This is a genomic window from Streptomyces anulatus, assembly GCF_014650675.1.
In the GTDB taxonomy this organism is placed as follows: Bacteria; Actinomycetota; Actinomycetes; order Streptomycetales; family Streptomycetaceae; genus Streptomyces; species Streptomyces anulatus.
Map to the genome: position 1 here is coordinate 154858 of NZ_BMVK01000005.1, position 19904 is coordinate 174761.

Sequence of the window (19904 nt, forward strand, 5' to 3'; positions counted from 1 at the left end):
TTCCGCCTCCCTTCCGCCCCCGTTCCCCGGTCGTCGCGACCGAGTAAGGCAGACGTGCCATGGCGCCATCGAACGCCACCTCCAGACTTCCCTCGCTCACCGGGATGCGTTTTCTCGCCGCCCTGCTGGTGTTCTCCGTGCACGGGGCCGCCGCCGGCGTCTTCAAGGACCAGGGGGTCGCAGCCGACTACTACCGCTGGTTCGGCAACGCCGGCGCGGTCGGCGTCTCCTTCTTCTTCATGCTCAGCGGCTTCGTCCTCACCTGGTCGGTGCGTCCCGCCGACACCGTCCGCGGATTCTGGCGGCGGCGGCTGCTGAAGATCTTCCCCAACCACCTGGTGACGTTCGTCGTGGCCATCGTCCTGCTGACGGTGACCAGCACCGCGGTCGCCTTCCCCGAGACGCTCGCCAACCTGTTCCTGGTGCACGCCTGGGTGCCCGACAGCGGCTACGTCGAAACGGCCAACACCGTCAGCTGGTCGCTCTCCGTGGAGCTCCTCTTCTACCTGTCCTTTCCGCTGCTCATCAAGGGCGTGAGCCGGATCGGGCCGGCCGTGCTCTGGTACGCGGCGGGCGGCGTCGTGCTGGTCATCATGCTGATGCCGCTGATCGCGCAGATGCTGCTGCCGGACACCCCGGGCTTCATGTTCATGAAGATCTCCTGGACCCAGATCTGGTTCGTGTACGTCTTCCCCGTCGCCCGGCTCCTCGAATTCGTGCTCGGCATGCTGCTGGCGCGCATCGTGCTGTCCGGCCGGTGGATCGGGCTCGGCGTGATACCGCCGGCCCTCCTGACGATCGCCGCCTACGTGGGCGCCGTACTGATCGACCACAACCCGCTCTACAACTACGTGGCGATCACCGTCGTCCCGCTGGCCCTGCTGATCCCGGCCGCCGCCGCCGCCGACGCCCGGGGCCGCGAGAGCTTGCTGAGCAAGCGCCCCATGGTCTGGCTCGGGGAGATCTCGTTCGCCTTCTACTGCGTCCACTATCTGATCCTGATCTACGGTCACCGGCTGTTCGGCTCGGACCCCAACATCTTCGGCAAGCCCTCCGGACCCGCCTGGAGCACACCCGGCGGCCTGCTCTTCCTGGCTGCGGCCCTCGTCGTGTCCGTGCTCGCCGCGTGGGCCCTGTACGCGATCGTCGAACGCCCCGTCATGCGCCGCTGGGGCCGCCCGCCGGGACCCCGGCGCACCGAGCAGGCGGCCGTCCGGCCGGAACGGGCAGCCGAAGCCCCCGCGGCCCACTGAGGACGCGGCCCCCGACCACCGACCGCACCGCCCCACCCACCCGACAAGGACTCGCATGTCGCAGCAGCCCCTCCATATCGCCGTGCTGATCGGCAGCGTCAGGACCGAACGCTTCGGTCACACCGTCGCCGCCTGGTTCGCCGAGCTGGCCGCCCAGCGCCCCGACCTCACCCTCGACGTGATCGACCTCGCCGAGCTGCCCTTCGACCTGGCCGGGCCCAGCCGCACCCCCACGGCCGACATGACCGCCCTGCTCGCGCGGTCCCGGCCCCGGCTCCAGCGGGCCGACGCCTATGTCGTCGTCACCCCCGAGTACAACCACAGCTTCCCGGCGGCCCTGAAGAACGTCATCGACTGGCACCTCACCGAGTGGGCCGCGAAGCCGGTCGGTTTCGTGTCGTACGGCGGCATCGCCGGCGGACTGCGCGCGGTGGAACAACTGCGCCAGGTCTTCGCGGAACTCCACGCCGTCACGGTCCGCGACACTGTCAGCTTCCACGGCGGCGCCGCCACCTTCGACGGGCCCGGCCCCCGCGACCCGGAGAGCTGCGGAGCCGCCGCCAAGGTCCTGCTGGACCAGCTCGGATGGTGGGGGCGGGCCCTGCGGCAGGCGCGCGCCGACCAGCCGTACGGGGAGTGAACGGCGTGGGCATGAAGTACGACCTCCTCGGCAGGACCGGCGTACGGGTCTCCGAACTCTGCCTGGGCGCCGGGACCTTCGGGGTCGAGGGGTGGGGCGCCTCGAAGGAGGACGCCTCGCTCATGGTCGACCGCTACGCGCAGGCGGGCGGCAACTTCATCGACACCGCGAACGTCTACGGCGGGGGACGCTCGGAGGAGTGCCTCGGCGAGGTACTGGCCGGCCGGCGCGACGAGTTCGTCCTGGCCACCAAGTACAACACCATGACCCGGCCGGGCGACGTGAACTCGGCGGGCAACCACCGCAAGAACCTCGTCGCCTCGCTCGACAGCAGCCTGCGGCGGCTGCGGACCGACCGGGTGGACGTGCTCTGGCTGCACGCCCGGGACGCGTTCACCCCCGTCGAGGAGGTCATGCGCGCCCTCGACGACCAGATCCGGGCCGGCAAGGTCCTCTACGTGGGGGCCTCCAACTGGCCCGCCTGGGAGGTCTCCCGCGCCAACATGCTCGCCGAGCTGCGCGGCTGGTCGGCGTTCGCGGGCCTCCAGGTCCGCTACAACCTGCTGGAACGCACCGCCGAACGGGACCTGCTCCCGATGGCCGCCGCCTGCGACGTCAGCGCCTTCGCCTGGGGTCCGCTGGCCGAGGGGCGGCTGACCGGCAAATATCTGCGCGGGGAGAGCGGCCGGCTCTCGGTGGAGAACTGGGCGGGCGACGACGAGCACGACACCGCCGTCGTACGGGAGGTCGTGGCCGTCGCCGAGGAAGGCGGCTGGACCCCCGCGCAGGTCGCACTCGCCTGGCTGCGCGCCCGGCCCGAGGCCGTCCTGCCGATCCTCGGCGCGACCCGGCCCGGACAGCTCCAGGACTCCCTCGCCGCTCTCGGCGTCCGGCTCGACGAGGAGCAGACCCGGCGCCTCGACTCCCTCAGCGAGGTCTCCCTCGGCTTCCCCAGGGAGCTGATGCGCCACAGCAAGTTCACCAAGGGCGCCTACAGCGACCGCTGGCCGGACCTGGAGCGCCGCCGGGGGCCGGGACGCACGGTCGCCACCCTCCTGTGACGCGACGGCCCGGCGCGACGGAGGGACCACGCGGGCGCGGCACGCACGTACCCCAAGGACGAATCCCGAGGACGTACCCGGAAGGAGAGCGAGACATGAGAATGCTGGTCACCGGCGGCGCCGGTTTCATCGGCTCCCGCTTCGTCAGGATGCTGTTGGAGAACCGGTTCGAGGGCTGGGAGGACGCCGAGGTCGTCGTCCTGGACGCCCTCACCTACGCGGGCAACCGCGCCAACCTGCCCGCGTCCCACCCGCGCCTGCGCTTCGTACGGGGCGACGTGTGCGACACGGAGACCGTGCGGGAGCTGGCCGACGGAGTCCACGCGGTGGTGCACTTCGCCGCCGAGTCCCATGTGGACCGCTCCCTCACCGGCCCCGCCGAGTTCTACCGCACCAATGTGCTGGGCACGCAGTCCGTACTCGAAGCGGCGCTGCGCGCGGACGTGGAACGCGTCGTCCACGTCTCCACCGACGAGGTGTACGGATCGATCTCCGAGGGGTCCTGGACCGAGGACCGGCCGCTGGCCCCCAACACGCCCTACGCGGCGTCCAAGGCGGCCTCCGACCTGGTGGCCCGCAGCTACTGGCGCACCCACGGCCTGGACGTCTCGGTCACCCGCTGCTCCAACAACTACGGTCCGCACCAGCACCCCGAGAAGCTGATTCCGCTGTTCGCGACCCGGCTGCTGCGCGGCATGCCGGTGCCGCTGTACGGGGACGGCGGCAACATGCGCGAGTGGCTGCACGTGGACGACCACTGCCGGGCTCTCCACCTCGTACTGAACAAGGGCCGCTCGGGCGAGACGTACAACGTCGGCGGCGGCAACGAGTGGACCAACCTGGACCTCACCGGACGGCTGCTCGACCTCTGCGGCGCCGACGAGTCGCTGGTGCGGCGGGTGGCCGACCGCAAGGGGCACGACCTGCGCTACTCGCTGGACGACACCAAGATCCGCGAGGAGCTGGGATACGCGCCGCAGATCACGTTCGATCAGGGGCTGGCCGAGACAGTCGCCTGGTACCGGGAGCACACCGACTGGTGGCAGGACGCGGCGGCCGTGGCCGAGCGCCCGGACCTCAGCGTCCTGACCTGAAGGAGACCAAGTGGACCCCCTCGATCGCAAGGCGCTGTTGCTGGACGAGGTACGCAAGTACCACCACGAGGCACAGCCGGACCGGCGGTTCGTGCCGGGCGTCACCGAGATCTGGCCCTCCGGCGCGGTACTGGACGAGGACGATCGAGCGGCGCTCGCCGAGGCGGCGCTGGACATGCGCATCGCCGCGGGAGTGAGTTCGCGCAGATTCGAGTCCGCCTTCGCCCGCAGGATGGGACGCCGCAAGGCGCATCTGACCAACTCGGGGTCGTCCGCGAACCTGCTCTCGGTCTCGGCGCTCACCTCGCACCTGCTGGAGGACCGGCGGCTGCGGCCGGGTGACGAGGTCATCACCGTCGCGGCCGGCTTCCCCACCACCGTCAACCCGATCCTCCAGAACGGGCTGATACCGGTCTTCGTCGACGTGGAGATCGGCACCTACAACACCACCGCCGACCGCGTGGCCCGGGCCATCGGACCGCGGACCAGGGCGATCATCATCGCGCACGCCCTCGGCAACCCCTTCGAGGCCACCGAGATCGCCCAACTGGCGTCCGATCACGACCTGTTCCTGATCGAGGACAACTGCGACGCCGTCGGGTCCCTCTACGACGGGCAGCTCACCGGCACCTTCGGAGACCTGTCGACCGTCAGCTTCTACCCCGCACACCACCTGACGATGGGCGAGGGCGGCTGCGTGCTGACCGCCAACCTGGCGCTGGCACGCATCGTGGAGTCCCTGCGGGACTGGGGCCGCGACTGCTGGTGCGAGCCGGGCGAGAGCGGAAAATGCCTCAAGCGGTTCGAGTACCAGATGGGAACGCTCCCCGTCGGCTACGACCACAAGTACATCTTCAGCCACGTCGGGTACAACCTGAAGGCGACCGACCTCCAGGCCGCCCTGGGCCTCAGCCAGCTGGCCAAGCTGGACGAGTTCTGCGCGGCGCGCCGGCGCAACTGGCGGCGGCTGCGCGACGGGCTGGCGGACGTACCCCACCTGGTGCTGCCCGAGGCCACCCCGCGCAGCGACCCGAGCTGGTTCGGCTTCGTCCTGACGATCGATCCCGAGGCCCCCTTCAGCAGGGCCGAGACGGTCGACTTCCTGGAGAGCCGCAAGATCGGCACCAGGCGGCTCTTCGCCGGCAACCTCACCCGCCACCCCGCCTACATCGGGCAGCCGCAGCGCGTGGTGGGCGAGCTGACCAACAGCGACCTCATCACCGACCAGACCTTCTGGATCGGGGTCTATCCCGCCCTCACGGACGAAATGATCGACTACGTCGTCGCGTCGATCCGGGAGTTCGTACAGGCCCGCGGGTGATCGCCCGCCCCCGTGGGGCGGCCCGAACCCGACCGCCCCAGCGATCAGGACCGACATGGACATAGTGGGAAACGGATTCCTCGCCCGGCACCTGCGTTCGCTGGCCGGGCGCCACGGAGGCACGCTGGTGCTCGCCGCCGGCGTGTCCTGGGCCGCGCACACCTCGCCGGCCGACTTCGCCCGCGAAGCCGCCCTGGTGGAGGAGAAGATCGCCGCCTGCCTGGCCTCCGGCGACCGCCTGGTGTTCTTCTCCACCGCCTCCACCGGCATGTACGGAAAGGTGGACGGCCCCGGCCGCGAGGACCGCCCCGTCGTCCCCTGCACCCCGTACGGCACGCACAAGCTGGCGCTGGAGAAACGGCTGGAGGCCTCCGGCGTCGACTACCTGGCCCTGCGTCTGGGACACCTCGTCGGACCGGGGCAGCCGCCGCACCAACTGCTGCCGACCCTCGTGCGCCAGATGCGCACCGGAACGGTCCACGTCCACCGGGGCGCCACCCGCGACCTCATCGACATCGACGACGTCGTCACCATCGTCGACCGACTGCTCGGCGCGGGCCTCAGCCGGGAGAAGGTCAACGTCGCCTCCGGCAACGCCGTGCCGATCGAGCGGATCATCGACCACATCGAGGAGCGCACCGGCCTCGCCGCGCGCCGGGTGTACCGGGACCGGGGCGGACATCACACCATCTCCACCGACAAGCTGCGCGCCCTGGTGCCCGAGACCGAGGCCATGGGCTTCGGGCCGAGCTACCACCGCCGGGTGCTCGACGCCTTTCTGACGGCGGCCGTCCCCACGGCGACGCCCTGACCCGAAGGTTGGCCCACCATGCCCGCCATGTCCGCAACCACGCTCACCCACCCCGTGCTCCGGCCGCGCCGGGAGGCCTCGGCCGTCGAGCGGTACGCCCGGTCCGCCGAGGCCCTCGAAGGGGCGGCGATCCGCACCGACGACGTGCCGGCCTGGCTGGAGGAACGCAGGCGCGCCCACGACTTCCGGGTCGACCGCATCCCGTTCGCCGAACTCCGCGGCTGGGACTTCGCCCCCGACACCGGCAACCTCGTCCACAGCAGCGGAAGGTTCTTCTCCGTCGAGGGACTGGACGCCACGGTCACCGACGACGACGGGACCGTGACGACCTGGCGTCAGCCGATCATCAAGCAGCCCGAGGTCGGCATCCTGGGGCTGCTGGTCAAGGAGTTCGACGGCGTCCCGCACTTCCTGATGCAGGCCAAGATGGAGCCCGGCAACCCCAACCTCCTCCAGCTCTCGCCGACCGTCCAGGCGACCCGCAGCAACTACACGGGCGCCCACCGGGGCGCGCCCGTCCGGTACATCGACCACTTCGTCAGCCCCGAAGCCGGCAGCGTCGTCGCCGACGTGCTGCAGTCCGAGCACGGCTCCTGGTTCTACCGCAAGAGCAACCGCAACATGATCGTCGAGACGACCGCCGACGTGGAGCCGCACGAGGACTTCCGCTGGCTCACCCTGGGGCAGCTGGCCCAGCTCCTCCACCAGGACGACGTGGTGAACATGGACACCCGGACCGTGCTGTCCGCGGTGCCGTACGCCGACCCGCACGGCAGGGCCAAGCTCCGCGACGCCGAACTGCACTCGTGGTTCACCGGCCAGCGTGCCCGGCACACCGTTAGCGCCGAACGCGTCCCGCTCGCGGACGTCACCGGCTGGACCCGCGGCAAGGAGACCATCGAGCACGACGAGGGACGGTACTTCAAGGTGGTCGCCGTCTCCGTCCGGGCCGGCAACCGCGAAGTCACCGGGTGGACCCAACCGCTGTTCGAACCGGTGCGGAACGGTATCGCCGCCTTCGTCCTGCGTCACTTCGACGGTGTGCCGCACGTGCTGGCGCACGCCCGGGTCGAGGGCGGCTTCCTGGACGCGGTCGAACTGGGCCCCACGGTCCAGTACACCCCCGCCAACTACGCCCACCTGCCGGTCGCGGAACAGCCCCCGTTCCTCGACCTCGTCCGTACGGCGCGCCCCGATCGCATCCGCTACGAAGCGGTGCACTCGGAGGAGGGCGGCCGCTTCCTCAACGCCGGGAGCAGGTATCTGGTCGTCGAGGCGGACGAGTCGCAGGCGCCGCTCGACCCGCCCCCCGGCTACCAGTGGGTCACCCCCGGCCAGCTCACCTCGCTCGTCCGGCACGGCCACTACCTCAACGTGCAGGCCCGCACCCTCCTCGCCTGCCTCGGCGCCATGGGGCTCACCTCATGAGCGCACCCCGCCCCCCGGTGCGGTCCGGTCCCGTCCGGGTCGGCGTCCTGGGCGCGGCGTCCATCGCCCGCCGCCGGCTGCTGCCCGCACTCGCCGCCTGCCCGGACACCCGGCTCGTCGCCGTGGCGAGCCGCGCTCTCGCCACCGCCGAGGAGGCCGCCGCTCCCTACGGCTGCCGGGCCGTGGAGGGCTACGGGGCGCTGCTCGCCCGGGACGACGTCGACGCCGTCTACGTGCCGCTTCCCGCCGCCCTGCACGCCCCGTGGGTGCGCGCCGCGCTGAAGGCGGGCAAACACGTACTGGCGGAGAAGCCGCTGAGCACCGACGCGGCGACCACCCGCGGGCTCTTCGCGCTCGCCCGCGACGAGGGCCTCGTGCTGAGCGAGAACGTGATGTTCGTGCACCACGCCCGCCACACCGCGGTCCGGCGCCTGATCGAGGACGGCGCGATCGGCGAAGTACGGGCGTTCCACGCGGCGTTCACCGTGCCGCGCCCGCCCGACGGCGACATCCGCCACAGCGCCGGACTCGGCGGCGGAGCGCTCGGAGACATGGGCGTGTACCCGGTGCGCGCCGCACTGCACCTGCTGGGCGACGGCCTCCGGGTCGCGGGCGCGGTGCTCACCGCCGCCCCCGGGAGCGAGGTGGAGACCTCCGGCGCGGCGCTGCTCCGCACCCCCGGAGGCGCGAGCGTCCACTGCGCCTTCGGCATGGGGCAGAGCTACCGCTCCCTGTACGAGGTGTGGGGGGAGCGCGGCCGGATCCTGGTGGAACACGCCTTCACCCCGCCCGCCGCACACGTGCCCGTGCTGCGCGTCGAACGGGACGGCGAGGCCGAGGACGTCGAGTTGGAGCCGGACGACCAGGTGGCCAACACCGTATCGGCGTTCGCCGCCGCCGTACGCGCCGGCCGCTCCCCGGACGAAGCGGTGACGCTCCGCCAGGCGGAGCTGCTCGACGCCATCCGCCGGACGGCGGGCCGGCTGGAAACCGGGCCCGACAACCCCGACAGCCCCGACCAACCAAGGAGTCAGTGATGTCCGCCTCTGTGCAGTGGATCCCCGAGGACACCGACCGCGAGCGCGCCAGCGCCGCCCGGGCGTACGACTACCTGCTGGGCGGCAGCCACCACTTCGAGGCGGACCGCGCCCTCGGCGACCAGGTGCTCTCCGTCCTGCCCGCGAACATCATGGCCCGGCAGAACAGGGACCTCCTCGGGCGCATGGTGCGCCACCTGATCGACGCCGGCGTCCGGCAGTTCGTCGACCTCGGCTCGGGGCTGCCCGTCATGGGGCACGTCCACGAGATCGCCCGGGAGAGCGGCCGGACCTGCCGCGTGGTCTACGTGGACAACGAACCGGCCACGATCGCCCACGCCGGACTCCTGCTGCGCGGCGTCCCGGGAACGGCCCTGGTCGGCGCGGACGTACGGGACCCGGAAGCCGTACTGGGAGCCGATGCGACCCGGGAACTGATCGACTTCAGCGAGCCGGTGGGGCTGCTCATGCTCGGCGTCACCCAGTTCCTCCACGACGAGGACGACCCCTGGGGCCTCACCGCCCGCTACCGTGACGCCCTCGCCCCCGGAAGCCACCTCGCCCTGTCCTGCTTCACCTGGGACAACGACCCGGACACCATGCGCAGGACCGTCGAGATGTTCCGGGCGAGCGGCCGGACCCCGATCGTGCCGCGCACCGGCGCCGAAGTGCGCCGGCTCACCGGCGACTTCACCCTGCTCGACCCGGGCCTCGTGTACGCGCCCCGGTGGCGGCCCGACGCCACGTCCGGCGGCGAGCAGGAGCGGTCCAACCTCTACGCGGCCCTCGCCCGCAAACCGTGAACGGCCGGCGGGGGAGCCGGGGGCCCGGCCGGCTCCGATCGCCGAGGCCGTCGCCCCGGCTCAGCCCTGCGGCTCCCGCGGGCCGTGAGCCCGCTCCACCATCTCCGTCGCGATGGAGAGCAGCGCCTCGCGCTTCTCCTCGTCGGAACCCTCGAAGTGCGGCAGCGCGAAGGTGCCGAAATGCAGGGTGAGCAGCGCGCCCATGCACTGCAGCTGCTCCACGAGTGAGGAGCCCGGATCGCTGAGGAGTTCGCCGATGGCGGTCATCTGGTCCTTGAACTCCCGCCCCACCTCCAGATCGCGGAGCGTCGCCTCGTTCTCCTGCATGAACCGGAACAGCGGCACCGTGGCGTCCAGCGCGGCCCCGTACCGGCGCAGCAGCTCCCGCTTGGTCTCCAGGGTCCTGGGCTGCACCTCGCCCCACGCGATGGCGTCGGCCACCGGGCGTCCCAGGTTCTGGAAGATGCTGAGGAGGATCTCCTCCTTCGACTGGAAGTGGTAGTAGATCGCGGGCTTGGTGACCTGGAGCACCTCGGCGATCTCCCGCAGGGAGGTCTTCTCGTAACCCTGCTCGGCGAAGAGGTCGAGGGCCACCTCCTGGATGCGCCGACGGGTCTCCCCGCGGCTCTTCCGGGCACCGTTCTCGGCCACGCGCTCACTCCTCGGTCGCTCGTCCCACCTACCTGTCGGCCGGTAAGCGGCCACCCGGTCGAGTCTACGGTCCCCACCTGAAAGGACCCCGATGCGCGTTCTGTTCACGGTCTCCAACTGGCCCGGTCACTGGTACTCCATGGTGCCTCTCGGCTGGGCGCTCCAGGCGGCCGGACACCAGGTGAAGGTGGTCTGCACACCGTGCCAGACCGGACCGGTGACCCACGCGGGGCTCATGCCGGTGCCGCTGCTCGAAGCGATGGACATGACCGTCCGGGGCCGGCTGCACAACTATCGCAAGGCCGAGGTGGGGACCTGGCCGTTCGCCACCCCGCCCCCGCACCCGCTCACCGGCGAACCGCTGCGCTCCCTCGACGAGTTCGACATGGCGGAGTGGTCGGCCAGGAACCGCGACTGGGCGGTCGGGGTCGTCAACCGCAGCGCCGATGCGGCCGTGGACTTCGCGCGCGGATGGCGGCCCGACCTGGTCGTGCACGACCTGATGAGCCTGGAGGGCCCCCTGGTCTCAGGGGCGCTGAAGATCCCCGCCCTGCTGCACCTGTGGGGGCCGTGCGGACCCCAGGACCCGGTGCCCGGAGCCCCGCCCGGATCGAGCTTCGTCCCGATGGACCCGGTCGGGGCCTTCGAGCGGCACGGCGCGGGACCGATGGACGCCGACGTCTACACCCACGTCATCGACCCGTCGCCGATCTCCGTACAGCCGCCGCTGAAGGCCGAACGGATTCCGGTGAGGCACCTGCCGTACAACGGACCGGGGGCCGTCCCGCCCCGGCAGTCCCCCCGCGAGGACGGCCGGCCCCGGGTGTGCGTCGTCTGGGGCACCTCCGTCAGCGGGGTGCACGGACCCGCGTCGTTCGCCGTGCCCCGCGTCGTCGAGGCCCTGTCCGACATCGACGCCGAGGTGCTGCTCACCCTCACCGGCGACGACCGCGCCCGGGTGGAGAGCGGACCCGCGCTGCCGCCGCACGTCCGGCTGCTGGAACGCACTCCGCTCAGCCTGCTGCTCCCGGAGTGCGACCTGGTCGTCCACCACGGCGGAGCGGGCTGCACCATGACCGGACTGGCAGCGGGCATCCCGCAGTTGGCGATCCACGCCGGATCCGACCAGGAAGTGATCGCCGACCGGGTCGCCGCCGCGGGCGCCGCCCGCTCCCTGGTCAACGCCGAAGCGGACGCGGCGGCCGTCCACGGGGCCGTCACCCGGCTGCTCGGCGACCCGGCCCACCGGGCCTCCGCCCGCGCTCTGAGGGACGAGATGGAGTCCCTGCCCACCCCCGCCGACCTCGTGTCCGTCCTGTCCGGGCTCGTCGGCTGAACATCCGCACGCCCCCGCTGCCCGCCCGGCACCCGTCGACGACACAAGGAACCCCGCCATGCGCGTCCTGGTGATGACCACTCCCGATCCGAGCCATCTGCCGCCCCTGGCACCGGTCGCCTGGGCGCTGCGCGCCGCGGGCCACGAAGTGCTGGTCGCCGGCCAGCCCGACAGCGCCGAGTCCGCCAGGACCACGGGGCTGAGCATGGTCGCGTTCGGCGAACCGTTCGACACCGAACAGCTGGTGCTGAACTCCCTGGCCCCCGGCAAGCGTCCGCTGGAGAGCCGCCCCGGCAGCGCCCCCGGCACCGCGCCCCCCGTCAAGGGCGGCTTCGGCGGCGTCTGGATCGAGCGGGCGCGGGCCATGGCGGGGGAGTATCTCGCCTTCGCCCGCGACTACCGGCCCGACCTCGTCCTCTCCGACCCGCTGGACTACAGCGGCCTCGTCATCGGCGGCGCCCTGGGGATCCCGGTAGTCCACCACCGCTGGGGAGTCGACCCCGTCGGCACCCCCCGGATCCCCGCCGCCCGCGAGGAACTGGCCGACTTCTGCCGGACGCTGGGTCTGGATACCCTCCCGGACCCCGCGGTTGTGCTCGACCCGTGCCCCGCCGCTCTCCAACTGCCCGGGATACGGCCGGGGACCCCGGTGCGGTACGTGCCCTTCAACGGCAGCGGGGCGATGCCCGACTGGGTGCGCGCGGAGTGGGGCGCCCCGCGCACCACCACCCGGCGGGTGGTGGTCTCCCTGGGCCGGCGGACCCTCGCCTACCACGGCGTCCCGTTCGTCAGGGCCCTGCTGCACGCCCTGGCGGGAGTGCCGGACGTCGAACTGATCGCCACCGTCGGCGCCGAACACCGGGCCGCGGTGGGACCCGTACCGGCCCGGGTGCGGATGCTGGACCCCTTCCCGCTGCACGCGGTGCTCGGCTCCTGCGACGCGATCGTCACCCACGGCGGATCGGCCACCACCATGACCGCCACCCTGCACGGGGTACCCCAACTGGCCCTGCCGCAGATGGCCGACTGCTTCGCGCACGGCGAGCGGCTCGCGGCCTGCGGGGCCGGAGTCAGCCTGGCCACGGTCGCCGAGCAGGACGACCCCGCCGTACTGCGCGCGTCCCTGTCGCTGCTGCTGGACGACCCCTCGTACGCCGCCGGGGCGTCCCGGCTGCGTGCCGACATGGAGCGCATGCCCAGCCCCGCGGAGGTGGTCCCCGCACTGGAACGGCTCGCCGGGAAGGCGTCCCCGGCCTCCTTCTGACCCCGCACCGCACCGGCGCGGCCCCCACCCGGGCCCACCGGTACACACCGAGCGAAAGGCACGACGATGACCGCGACCGGCACGCCATGGACCTTCCACCAGGACCAGTTCTGGATGCGCGGCGAGGAGCCGCCCGGCAGGGTCGTCCACGACGAGGCGAAGGGCCTGTGGAACATCTACGGATGGGACGAGTCGCTCCAGGCGCTCGGCGACCCGGAGACCTTCTCCTCCGATCTGAGCGTCCTCGCACCCGAGGGCAAGCGCCAGATCTTCCCCGGAAACCTGACGACGATGGACCCGCCCGACCACACCAAGCTGCGCAAGATCGTCAGCGGGGTGTTCACCCGGGGCATGGTCGCCGCCCTCGAACCGCGCATCAAGGAACTGACCCTCGAACTCCTCGACGGGACCGAGCCGGGCAGCTCCTTCGACCTGGTGGAGGAGCTGGCCCACCCCCTGCCCGTCATCGTCATCGCCGAACTGCTCGGCGTACCCAGCTCGGACCGCCATCTGTTCCGCGAATGGGTCTCCAAGCTGCTGGCCAACAACCAGAGCTTCTCCACCGGCGAGGACACCCCCGAACTGCGCGCCCAGCGGGCGCTGACGTTCGAACAGATCGAGAACCTCTCCGGCTATCTGCGCGAGCACGTCGAGAGCCGGCGGGTGACGCCCCGGGAGGACCTGCTGGGCCGCCTCGTCGAGGCCGAGGTCGACGGCCAGCGGCTCAGCACCGCCGAAGTGGTCAACTTCGCCTTCGTCCTGCTGGTGGCCGGTCACATCACCACCACGATGCTGCTGGGCAACACCATCCTGTGCCTGGACGCCCACCCGCAGGCGATGAAGACCGTACGCGAGGACCGCGAGCGGATCCCGTCGGCGATCGAGGAGTCCCTGCGGCTCTTCAGCCCCCTCGCGTCGCTCCGCCGGGTGACCACCAAAGCGACCCGCATCGGCGACGCCGAGATCGCCGCCCGGCAGGTGGTGATGGTCTGGACGGCCGTCGCCAGCCGCGACACACGGCAGTTCGGCGACCCGCACACCTTCGACATCGACCGCCGGGCCAACGCCCACCTGGCGTTCGGCCGGGGCTCGCACTTCTGCATGGGCGCCCCGCTGGCACGGCTCGAAGGACGACTCGCCCTGGACATCCTCTTCGACCGCTACCCCGGACTCCGCCGCGACCCGGACCGCGACCCCGTGTTCATGCCCGGCGCCAACGTGATGGGTGTGGAACAGCTGCACCTGCTGACCTGAGAGCGAGAAACAGATGAGGCTGCTGTTCGTCACGGGGCCCACCCCGTCCAACGTCTTCGCCCTCGCGCCGCTCGCCCTCGCGGCCCGCGACGCGGGACACCAGGTCTTCATGTCGACCGTACGGGAGCGGACCTCCGTCGTGACCGGCGTCGGGCTTCCCGCGCTCGCCGCGACGACCACCCCGCTCGCCGACCTCAAGGCGACCCGGCGCTCCGGCGAACGCGAGCACGTCCCGGACGACGTGGACCATCCCGAGTTCATCCGGTACACCGGCCGCTGGTTCGGACGCGTGGCGGCCGAGAGCCTGGTCACGCTCCGCGAGGTCGCGGCGGCCTGGCGGCCGGACGTGGTGATCGGCGGCCCCCACGCCTACGCGGCGGCCCTGCTGGCCCACGAGCTGTCCGTGCCATGGGTGCGGCACACCTGGACGGCCCTCGACACTCGGGGTATCCACATCGGCAGCGAGGCCGAACTCGCCCCGGAACTGGGCCGGCTCGGCCTCGACCGGATACCGCCCCCGGCCATGCTCATCGACAACTGCCCGCCCTCGATCCGCCAGGCCGACGCCGCTCCCGCCCAGCAGATCCGCTACATCCCGGTCAACTCCCAGTGCACCACCGAGCCCTGGATGTACACCCCCGGCGAGCGGCGCAGGGTCTGCGTCACGGGCGGCAGCATGGCCGCCCGCGACAACAACTTCGAGCTGATCCGCTCCATGGTGAAGCACCTGCGGGCGCTGGGGGCCGAGGTCGTCGTCCCCGCACCGCAGGAGACGGCCGACGCGCTCCGCGCGGAGTTCGGCGACATCAGGGCCGGCTGGTTCCCGCTGGACGTGGTGATGCCGACCTGCGCACTGGTCGTGCACCACGCGGGCGGCCTCACCGGGCTGACCGCCGCGCTCTCCCACGTCCCCCAACTGCTGTTGCCGCAGGAGGCGAAGGTCCGGGAGTCCTCCCGGCTGGTGGCCGCGTACGGGTGCGGGATCAGCCTGCTGCCCGACGAAGCGACCGAGGACAGGGTCGCCGACGCGCTGGAGGAGTTGCTCCACAAGCCCTCCTACGCGGAGCGTGCGGGCGATCTCGCCCGGGAGATCGACGGGATGCCGGCGCCGGTCGAGGTCCTCGACCTCGTGACCTCCCTGGCGTGAACCCCGGGCGCTCCGCCGTCCGGCCCTTCTCCGCCGGGCCGTTCCCCGTCCGACCGCTCCACGAACCGACCGCCTCATGAGGAGAGCAGGATGCGCGTACTCTTCGTCACCGGTGGAGGGCAGGCCACCGTCTTCGCCCTGGCCCCGCTCGCCACTGCCGTGCGTGCCGCCGGACACCAGGTGTTCATGGCCGCCAACCACGAGGTCATGCCTGCGATCACCGCGTCGGCGCTGCCGGCGGTGCCGGTCACCGAAAGCCCGTTGCGGCACTTCATCTCGCACGACCGGCAGGGGCGGCCGGTCGATCTGCCGCTCGGCAGGCCGGTCGCCGAACAGGCCGAGTTCACCGGTCGCTGGTTCGGCAGAATGGCGGCGGAGAGCCTGCCGCTGCTGCGGGACTTCACGGCACGGTGGCGCCCGGACCTCGTCGTGGGCGGCACGAGCACCTACGCGGCCGCACTGCTGGCGCGCCATCTCGGCGTTCCGTACGTCCGGCTCGCCTGGGACGCGATAGACGCCCGCCGTGTGCACCCCGGCGCGAGCCGGGAACTGGCCCCCGAACTGGCCCTGCTGGGGCTGGACGTGCTTCCCGGGCCCGACCTGTTCATCGACGTCTGCCCGCCCGGGCTGCGGCCCCGGGAGGCGGCCCCCGCCGAACCGATGCGGTTCGTGCTGGGCAATCTGCACCGGGTGCTCGAACCCTGGATGTACACCCGGGGCGAGCACCGGCGCATCTGTGTCACCGCGGGCAGCCAGGTGACCCGCGCCGGCGGGCACGGACTCTTCTCGTTCCTCACCAGGACGGTCCGCGAGCTCGCCCCGCTCGACGCCGAAGTGCTGGTCGCCGCACCGCAGGCGCTGATCGACGACGTGCGGTCCGAGTGCCGGGACGTCGGCCGACTGCAGGTCGGCTGGATGCCGCTGGACGTGGTCGCGCCCACCTGCGACCTGCTCGTCCACCACGGCGGCGGAGTCACCAGCCTGACCGGGATGTGCGCCGGCGTCCCCCAGGTCGTCGTCCCCGGGGCCGACATGCTCGCCGACGCGGCCCGCCTGCTCGCCGCGTACGGTGCGGCGGTCACCCTGCCGACCGGTGACGACCGGCCGGGCGCCGTGGGCGAGGCCGCCCGCCAGGTGCTGTCGGACCGGGGTCACGCCGCGCGCGCCGGGGAGCTGCGGGCCGAGATCGAGGCCATGCCCACACCGCACGATCTGGTCGCCGTCCTGGAGAAGTTGGCCCGCGTCTGAAGCGGACGCCGCCGGGACCCGGTCGCTTGTAGATCGTCTGACATTCCTCGGACTTTCCGCACCGATTCTCTGAGTGAATCCTTGCAAGAATCGTATTGACCCCTCCAGGAATACGAAGATAGATTTCCGTAGCATCGCATTCCTGTGAATTGAATTTCCGCGCCCGTCACGTTCAGGAGGGACGCATGAAAGCGCGAAAGCTCGCTGTGGAAGGCGCCATAGAATTCACTCCGCGGGCGTTCTCCGACGACCGCGGGGTGTTTGCCACCCCATTCCAGCAGTCTGTCTTCGAGACAGCGAACGGCGCACCGTTCTTCCCGGTCGCCCAGAGCAATCACAGCGTGTCCCGGCGCGGAGTCGTCCGGGGCATCCACTACACCGGGGCGCCCCCCGGCGCCGCCAAGTACGTGTACTGCGCCAGTGGCCGATCGCTCGACATCGTCGTGGACATCAGGACCGGCTCGCCCACCTACGGGCGCTGGGACGCGGTCCTCCTGGACCCGGAGGAACTCCGCGCCGTCTACCTGCCGGTGGGCGTCGGGCACGCGTTCGTCGCGCTCACCGACCACACGGTGATGTCGTACCTCACCTCGACGCCGTACGTGGCGGACAACGAGCTGGCGCTGTCGCCCCTCGACCCGGCCCTCGGCCTGCCGATCCCCGAGGACATCGAGCCGTTGCTCTCCGAGCGCGACACCCGCGCCCTCACCCTCGAAGAGGCGGCCGGGCGCGGTCTGCTGCCGTCCTACGAGCACAGCCTGAAACTGGAGGCCGCGCTGAGCGCCGGCGCCGGTGCGGAGCCGAGGGCGACGGGACGTACGGCATGAAGGGAATCATTCTCGCCGGCGGCAGCGGAACGCGGCTCAAGCCACTGACCGGGGTGGTCTCCAAGCAGATTCTCCCCGTCTACAACAAGCCGATGATCTACTACCCGCTTTCGGTGCTCATGCTCGCCGGAATCCGGGACATTCTCCTGATCTCCGCACCCGGTCACCTGGATATGTTCCGACGGCTTCTCGGTGACGGATCGAGCCTCGGCGTGCGCATCGACTACGCCGAGCAGAAAGAACCCAACGGCATCGCCGAGGCGTTCCTGCTGGGCGCCGACCACATCGGGGACGACCAGGTCGCCCTCATCCTCGGCGACAACGTCTTCCACGGGTACAAGTTCTCCGACCTGCTGCGCAGGACGGTGGAGCAACTGGACGGCTGCGCGCTGTTCGGCTACCCCGTGCAGGACCCCTGGCGGTACGGCATCGCCGAACTGGACGCCGACCGCCGGCTCGTGGGCCTGGCGGAGAAGCCGGGCGAGCCCCGCTCCAACATCGCGGTCACCGGCCTCTACATGTACGACAACGACGTCGTCCGGATGGCCCAGGACCTGGTGCCCTCGGAGCGCGGCGAGCTGGAGATCACGGACATCAACCGGATCTACCTGGAACAGGGCAGGGCGCATCTGGCCGAGCTCGGACGGGGTTTCGTCTGGCTCGACATGGGCACCCACGACTCCCTGCTGGAGGCCGGTCAGTACGTACAGATCCTCGAACAGCGCCAGGGGGTCAGGATCGGCTGCGTCGAGGAGGTGGCGTACCGCAAGGGCTTCATCGACGCCGAGGAGTGCCGGCTGCTCGCCCACGAACAGGCCGGCGAGTACGGGGACTACCTCCTCGACCTCGTCGGCGCGGACCGCGTCCCGTCCCGGAGGAACCATGCAGAACCCTTCGCCACGCCCACCAGTGCCGGACCCCGATGACCGGGGGGCGGCCGAAGTGACCGGCGACGCCCCCACCGTCGTCGTCCTGGGCGGCACCGGATGCATCGGGCGGCACATCTGCGCCGCCTTCGCCGGCCGGGGGTACCGGGTCGTCACGGTGGCGCGCCGCCACGCCCCCCGGGTGACGCCCCACCCGCACCGCTCGCTCGACCTCCGGACGGCCGGGCCGCCCGTGCTGCGCGCGCTGTTCGACGACGAACGCGCCGATGTCGTCGTCAACGCCACCGACATGGCGGGCGCGACCGACACGACCGGCGTCGCCGACGGCGGCGAGGCACGCGCCGTCGAACTGCTCGACGCCAACGAGGGGCTCTCCCGCAGACTCGTCGACGCCCTGACGGGCGCGGCGCGCGCACCCCGGCTCGTCCACATCGGGACCATCCACGAGTACGGTCCCGGCGACAGCGGCGTCCCGCTGCACGAGGACGTCGAACCCGCGCCCGTCAACGCCTACGCACGGGCGAAACTGGCCGGCTCCCGGGCCGTCCTGGACGCGGCGCGCTCGGGAGCCGTGAGCGCGGTGGTGCTCCGGCTCGTCAACACCTGCGGGCCGTATCCCACGCCGGCGGGGTTCGCCGGGAAGCTCCTGCCCACCCTGCGCGCCGCCGCTGCCGCCGGTGAGCCGCCGGCGATCACCGTGGGCGGTGCGATGCGCGACTGGATCGACGTCCGGGACATCGCCGAGGCCGCGGTCCTCGCGGCGCGACGGCCGGTGAGCGGGCACGCCTTCAACATCGGCAGCGGCGTCTGCGTGTCCATGCGGGAGCTGGTCGGACACGCCCTGGCGGCGGCCGGCCTGCCCGACTCGGGAGTCCGCGAATCCACCGGGCAGCTGCGCAGCCTGGGCGCCGACTGGATCCAGGCCGACATCGGCCGGGCCCGCGCACTGCTCGGCTGGAGCCCCCTCGTCCCGCTGAAGCAGTCGCTGCGCGACATGTGGGACGCGGGGGAGACCAGCCGCTGACGGCCGTCGCCGTCCTGCCCATACCCGAGAGAGGAAGAGATGACGGACATCGAGTACAAGGACCCGCGCACCGTGCCGCACGAGTCGCAGGGGGAGCGCGACTCACGGTTGCGGCTGACCGAACTGCTGGCCAGGACACCGATCCCGACCGAATACCTGATCGACAACCTGCCCGTCTATCTGCGCCGCCCCCAGCTGGCGGACCTGCTGGCCATGGACGCGCTGTACCGGCGCATCGTCGAAGTGCCGGGCGTCATCATGGAGTTCGGCGTACTGCACGGACGGCACCTGGCCGCCTTCACCGCACTGCGCAGCATCTACGAGCCCTACAACTCGCTGCGCCGCGTCATCGGGTTCGACACCTTCACCGGCTTCCCGGACGTCTCCGAGATCGACCGGGCCACCCCCAGCGCGGTCGCCGGCCGGTTCGCCGTCCCCGAGGACGAGGTCGACCACCTGCGCCAGGTGCTGGCGGCCCACGAGGCGAACGAACCGTACGGCCACACCCAGCGCAGCTTCGTCGTCCAGGGCGACGTACGAAAGACGGTCCCGCAGTACCTCCAGGAGAACCCCGAGACGGTCGTCGCGCTCGCCTACATCGACCTCGACCTGTACGAACCGACCCTGGAGACGCTGCACGCGCTGCGCCCGCACCTGGCCAAGGGCAGCATCATCGCCTTCGACGAGCTGGCCCACCCCAAGTGGCCGGGCGAGACCAAGGCGCTGACCGAGTTCCTGGACCTGGGCAGCGTCAAACTCCATCAGTTGCCCCACCGCGAGTCCCCGATCATCTACCTGGTGTGGGGCGAGAACTGACG

The 19904-nt window shown here is 71.5% G+C and carries 19 protein-coding genes; 18 read left to right on the top strand and 1 reads right to left on the bottom strand.

Going from position 1 to position 19904, the window contains the following annotated elements; genetic code table 11:
- The first annotated feature begins 59 nt into the window (after positions 1-59).
- The 9 genes from IE272_RS14860 (at position 60) to IE272_RS14900 (ending at position 9448) form a co-directional block, all read left to right on the top strand.
- The gene (locus IE272_RS14860; protein WP_073959872.1) at positions 60-1253 is read left to right on the top strand and encodes an acyltransferase family protein; all 1194 of its coding nucleotides are present in this window, start codon (positions 60-62) and stop codon (positions 1251-1253) included.
- Positions 1254-1308: 55 nt separating this feature from the next.
- Complete coding sequence (locus tag IE272_RS14865) at positions 1309-1893, top strand: NADPH-dependent FMN reductase (protein WP_050357102.1); 585 nt, start codon at positions 1309-1311, stop codon at positions 1891-1893.
- Between the two features lie 11 nt (positions 1894-1904).
- Positions 1905-2954 (top strand): aldo/keto reductase, encoded by a 1050-nt coding sequence (locus tag IE272_RS14870; protein ID WP_190007049.1) that lies wholly within the window; start codon positions 1905-1907, stop codon positions 2952-2954.
- A gap of 95 nt (positions 2955-3049) precedes the next feature.
- The gene (gene rfbB, locus IE272_RS14875; protein WP_050357104.1) at positions 3050-4048 is read left to right on the top strand and encodes a dTDP-glucose 4,6-dehydratase; all 999 of its coding nucleotides are present in this window, start codon (positions 3050-3052) and stop codon (positions 4046-4048) included.
- 10 nt (positions 4049-4058) lie between these two features.
- Entirely contained in the window at positions 4059-5369 is a 1311-nt protein-coding gene (gene rfbH, locus IE272_RS14880) for a lipopolysaccharide biosynthesis protein RfbH (protein ID WP_050357105.1), read from the top strand.
- A 55-nt stretch (positions 5370-5424) separates the two neighbouring features.
- Positions 5425-6180 carry an NAD-dependent epimerase/dehydratase family protein gene (locus IE272_RS14885; protein ID WP_050357106.1) on the top strand — a complete coding sequence of 252 codons (756 nt, stop codon included), beginning with the start codon at positions 5425-5427 and terminating at the stop codon, positions 6178-6180.
- A 27-nt stretch (positions 6181-6207) separates the two neighbouring features.
- Positions 6208-7608 carry an NDP-hexose 2,3-dehydratase family protein gene (locus tag IE272_RS14890; protein WP_098891303.1) on the top strand — a complete coding sequence of 467 codons (1401 nt, stop codon included), beginning with the start codon at positions 6208-6210 and terminating at the stop codon, positions 7606-7608.
- Positions 7605-8645 carry a Gfo/Idh/MocA family protein gene (locus IE272_RS14895; protein ID WP_190007050.1) on the top strand — a complete coding sequence of 347 codons (1041 nt, stop codon included), beginning with the start codon at positions 7605-7607 and terminating at the stop codon, positions 8643-8645. Before IE272_RS14890 ends, IE272_RS14895 begins: the two co-directional genes overlap by 4 nt.
- Complete coding sequence (locus IE272_RS14900; protein ID WP_050357108.1) at positions 8645-9448, top strand: SAM-dependent methyltransferase; 804 nt, start codon at positions 8645-8647, stop codon at positions 9446-9448. Before IE272_RS14895 ends, IE272_RS14900 begins: the two co-directional genes overlap by 1 nt.
- Positions 9449-9508: 60 nt before the next feature.
- On the opposite strand, the gene IE272_RS14905 is transcribed toward IE272_RS14900, so the two are convergent.
- A complete protein-coding gene (locus IE272_RS14905) occupies positions 9509-10099 on the bottom strand; it encodes a TetR/AcrR family transcriptional regulator (RefSeq protein ID WP_050357109.1) in 591 nt (196 codons plus the stop codon).
- A gap of 91 nt (positions 10100-10190) precedes the next feature.
- Between IE272_RS14905 and IE272_RS39100 the strand changes: the two genes are divergently transcribed.
- The 9 genes from IE272_RS39100 to IE272_RS14950 all read left to right on the top strand — a co-directional run bounded on the left by IE272_RS39100 (position 10191) and on the right by IE272_RS14950 (position 19902).
- The gene (locus IE272_RS39100) at positions 10191-11435 is read left to right on the top strand and encodes a nucleotide disphospho-sugar-binding domain-containing protein (protein WP_057666438.1); all 1245 of its coding nucleotides are present in this window, start codon (positions 10191-10193) and stop codon (positions 11433-11435) included.
- Positions 11436-11493: 58 nt separating this feature from the next.
- Positions 11494-12699: a nucleotide disphospho-sugar-binding domain-containing protein gene (locus IE272_RS14915; RefSeq protein WP_190007051.1), complete on the top strand. Its 1206-nt coding sequence runs from the start codon at positions 11494-11496 to the stop codon at positions 12697-12699.
- Positions 12700-12765: 66 nt separating this feature from the next.
- Positions 12766-13953, top strand: a complete 1188-nt coding sequence (locus IE272_RS14920) for a cytochrome P450 (RefSeq protein ID WP_057666442.1) — start codon at positions 12766-12768, stop codon at positions 13951-13953.
- 13 nt (positions 13954-13966) lie between these two features.
- Positions 13967-15100 carry a nucleotide disphospho-sugar-binding domain-containing protein gene (locus IE272_RS14925; RefSeq protein ID WP_190007052.1) on the top strand — a complete coding sequence of 378 codons (1134 nt, stop codon included), beginning with the start codon at positions 13967-13969 and terminating at the stop codon, positions 15098-15100.
- 90 nt (positions 15101-15190) lie between these two features.
- On the top strand, positions 15191-16348 hold the full coding sequence (locus IE272_RS14930; RefSeq protein WP_056698513.1) for a nucleotide disphospho-sugar-binding domain-containing protein: 1158 nt from the start codon (positions 15191-15193) through the stop codon (positions 16346-16348).
- Between the two features lie 185 nt (positions 16349-16533).
- Entirely contained in the window at positions 16534-17175 is a 642-nt protein-coding gene (locus IE272_RS14935) for a dTDP-4-dehydrorhamnose 3,5-epimerase family protein (RefSeq protein WP_050357115.1), read from the top strand.
- Positions 17172-18101, top strand: a complete 930-nt coding sequence (gene rfbA / locus IE272_RS14940; protein WP_190007053.1) for a glucose-1-phosphate thymidylyltransferase RfbA — start codon at positions 17172-17174, stop codon at positions 18099-18101. Before IE272_RS14935 ends, rfbA begins: the two co-directional genes overlap by 4 nt.
- Before the next feature lie 16 nt (positions 18102-18117).
- Complete coding sequence (locus IE272_RS14945; RefSeq protein WP_050357795.1) at positions 18118-19086, top strand: NAD-dependent epimerase/dehydratase family protein; 969 nt, start codon at positions 18118-18120, stop codon at positions 19084-19086.
- A gap of 39 nt (positions 19087-19125) precedes the next feature.
- Positions 19126-19902, top strand: a complete 777-nt coding sequence (locus IE272_RS14950) for a class I SAM-dependent methyltransferase (protein ID WP_050357116.1) — start codon at positions 19126-19128, stop codon at positions 19900-19902.
- The last annotated feature ends 2 nt before the right edge of the window (positions 19903-19904 follow it).

What these genes read in the sequence shown, in the direction of transcription:
- IE272_RS14860 (WP_073959872.1), top strand. Translation starts at nt 60, where the DNA reads ATGGCGCCATCGAACGCCACCTCCAGACTTCCCTCGCTCACCGGGATG.
- IE272_RS14865 (WP_050357102.1), top strand. Translation starts at nt 1,309, where the DNA reads ATGTCGCAGCAGCCCCTCCATATCGCCGTGCTGATCGGCAGCGTCAGG.
- IE272_RS14870 (WP_190007049.1), top strand. Translation starts at nt 1,905, where the DNA reads ATGAAGTACGACCTCCTCGGCAGGACCGGCGTACGGGTCTCCGAACTC.
- rfbB (WP_050357104.1), top strand. Translation starts at nt 3,050, where the DNA reads ATGAGAATGCTGGTCACCGGCGGCGCCGGTTTCATCGGCTCCCGCTTC.
- IE272_RS14885 (WP_050357106.1), top strand. Translation starts at nt 5,425, where the DNA reads ATGGACATAGTGGGAAACGGATTCCTCGCCCGGCACCTGCGTTCGCTG.
- IE272_RS14890 (WP_098891303.1), top strand. Translation starts at nt 6,208, where the DNA reads ATGTCCGCAACCACGCTCACCCACCCCGTGCTCCGGCCGCGCCGGGAG.
- IE272_RS14895 (WP_190007050.1), top strand. Translation starts at nt 7,605, where the DNA reads ATGAGCGCACCCCGCCCCCCGGTGCGGTCCGGTCCCGTCCGGGTCGGC.
- IE272_RS14900 (WP_050357108.1), top strand. Translation starts at nt 8,645, where the DNA reads ATGTCCGCCTCTGTGCAGTGGATCCCCGAGGACACCGACCGCGAGCGC.
- IE272_RS39100 (WP_057666438.1), top strand. Translation starts at nt 10,191, where the DNA reads ATGCGCGTTCTGTTCACGGTCTCCAACTGGCCCGGTCACTGGTACTCC.
- IE272_RS14915 (WP_190007051.1), top strand. Translation starts at nt 11,494, where the DNA reads ATGCGCGTCCTGGTGATGACCACTCCCGATCCGAGCCATCTGCCGCCC.
- IE272_RS14920 (WP_057666442.1), top strand. Translation starts at nt 12,766, where the DNA reads ATGACCGCGACCGGCACGCCATGGACCTTCCACCAGGACCAGTTCTGG.
- IE272_RS14925 (WP_190007052.1), top strand. Translation starts at nt 13,967, where the DNA reads ATGAGGCTGCTGTTCGTCACGGGGCCCACCCCGTCCAACGTCTTCGCC.
- IE272_RS14930 (WP_056698513.1), top strand. Translation starts at nt 15,191, where the DNA reads ATGCGCGTACTCTTCGTCACCGGTGGAGGGCAGGCCACCGTCTTCGCC.
- IE272_RS14935 (WP_050357115.1), top strand. Translation starts at nt 16,534, where the DNA reads ATGAAAGCGCGAAAGCTCGCTGTGGAAGGCGCCATAGAATTCACTCCG.
- rfbA (WP_190007053.1), top strand. Translation starts at nt 17,172, where the DNA reads ATGAAGGGAATCATTCTCGCCGGCGGCAGCGGAACGCGGCTCAAGCCA.
- IE272_RS14950 (WP_050357116.1), top strand. Translation starts at nt 19,126, where the DNA reads ATGACGGACATCGAGTACAAGGACCCGCGCACCGTGCCGCACGAGTCG.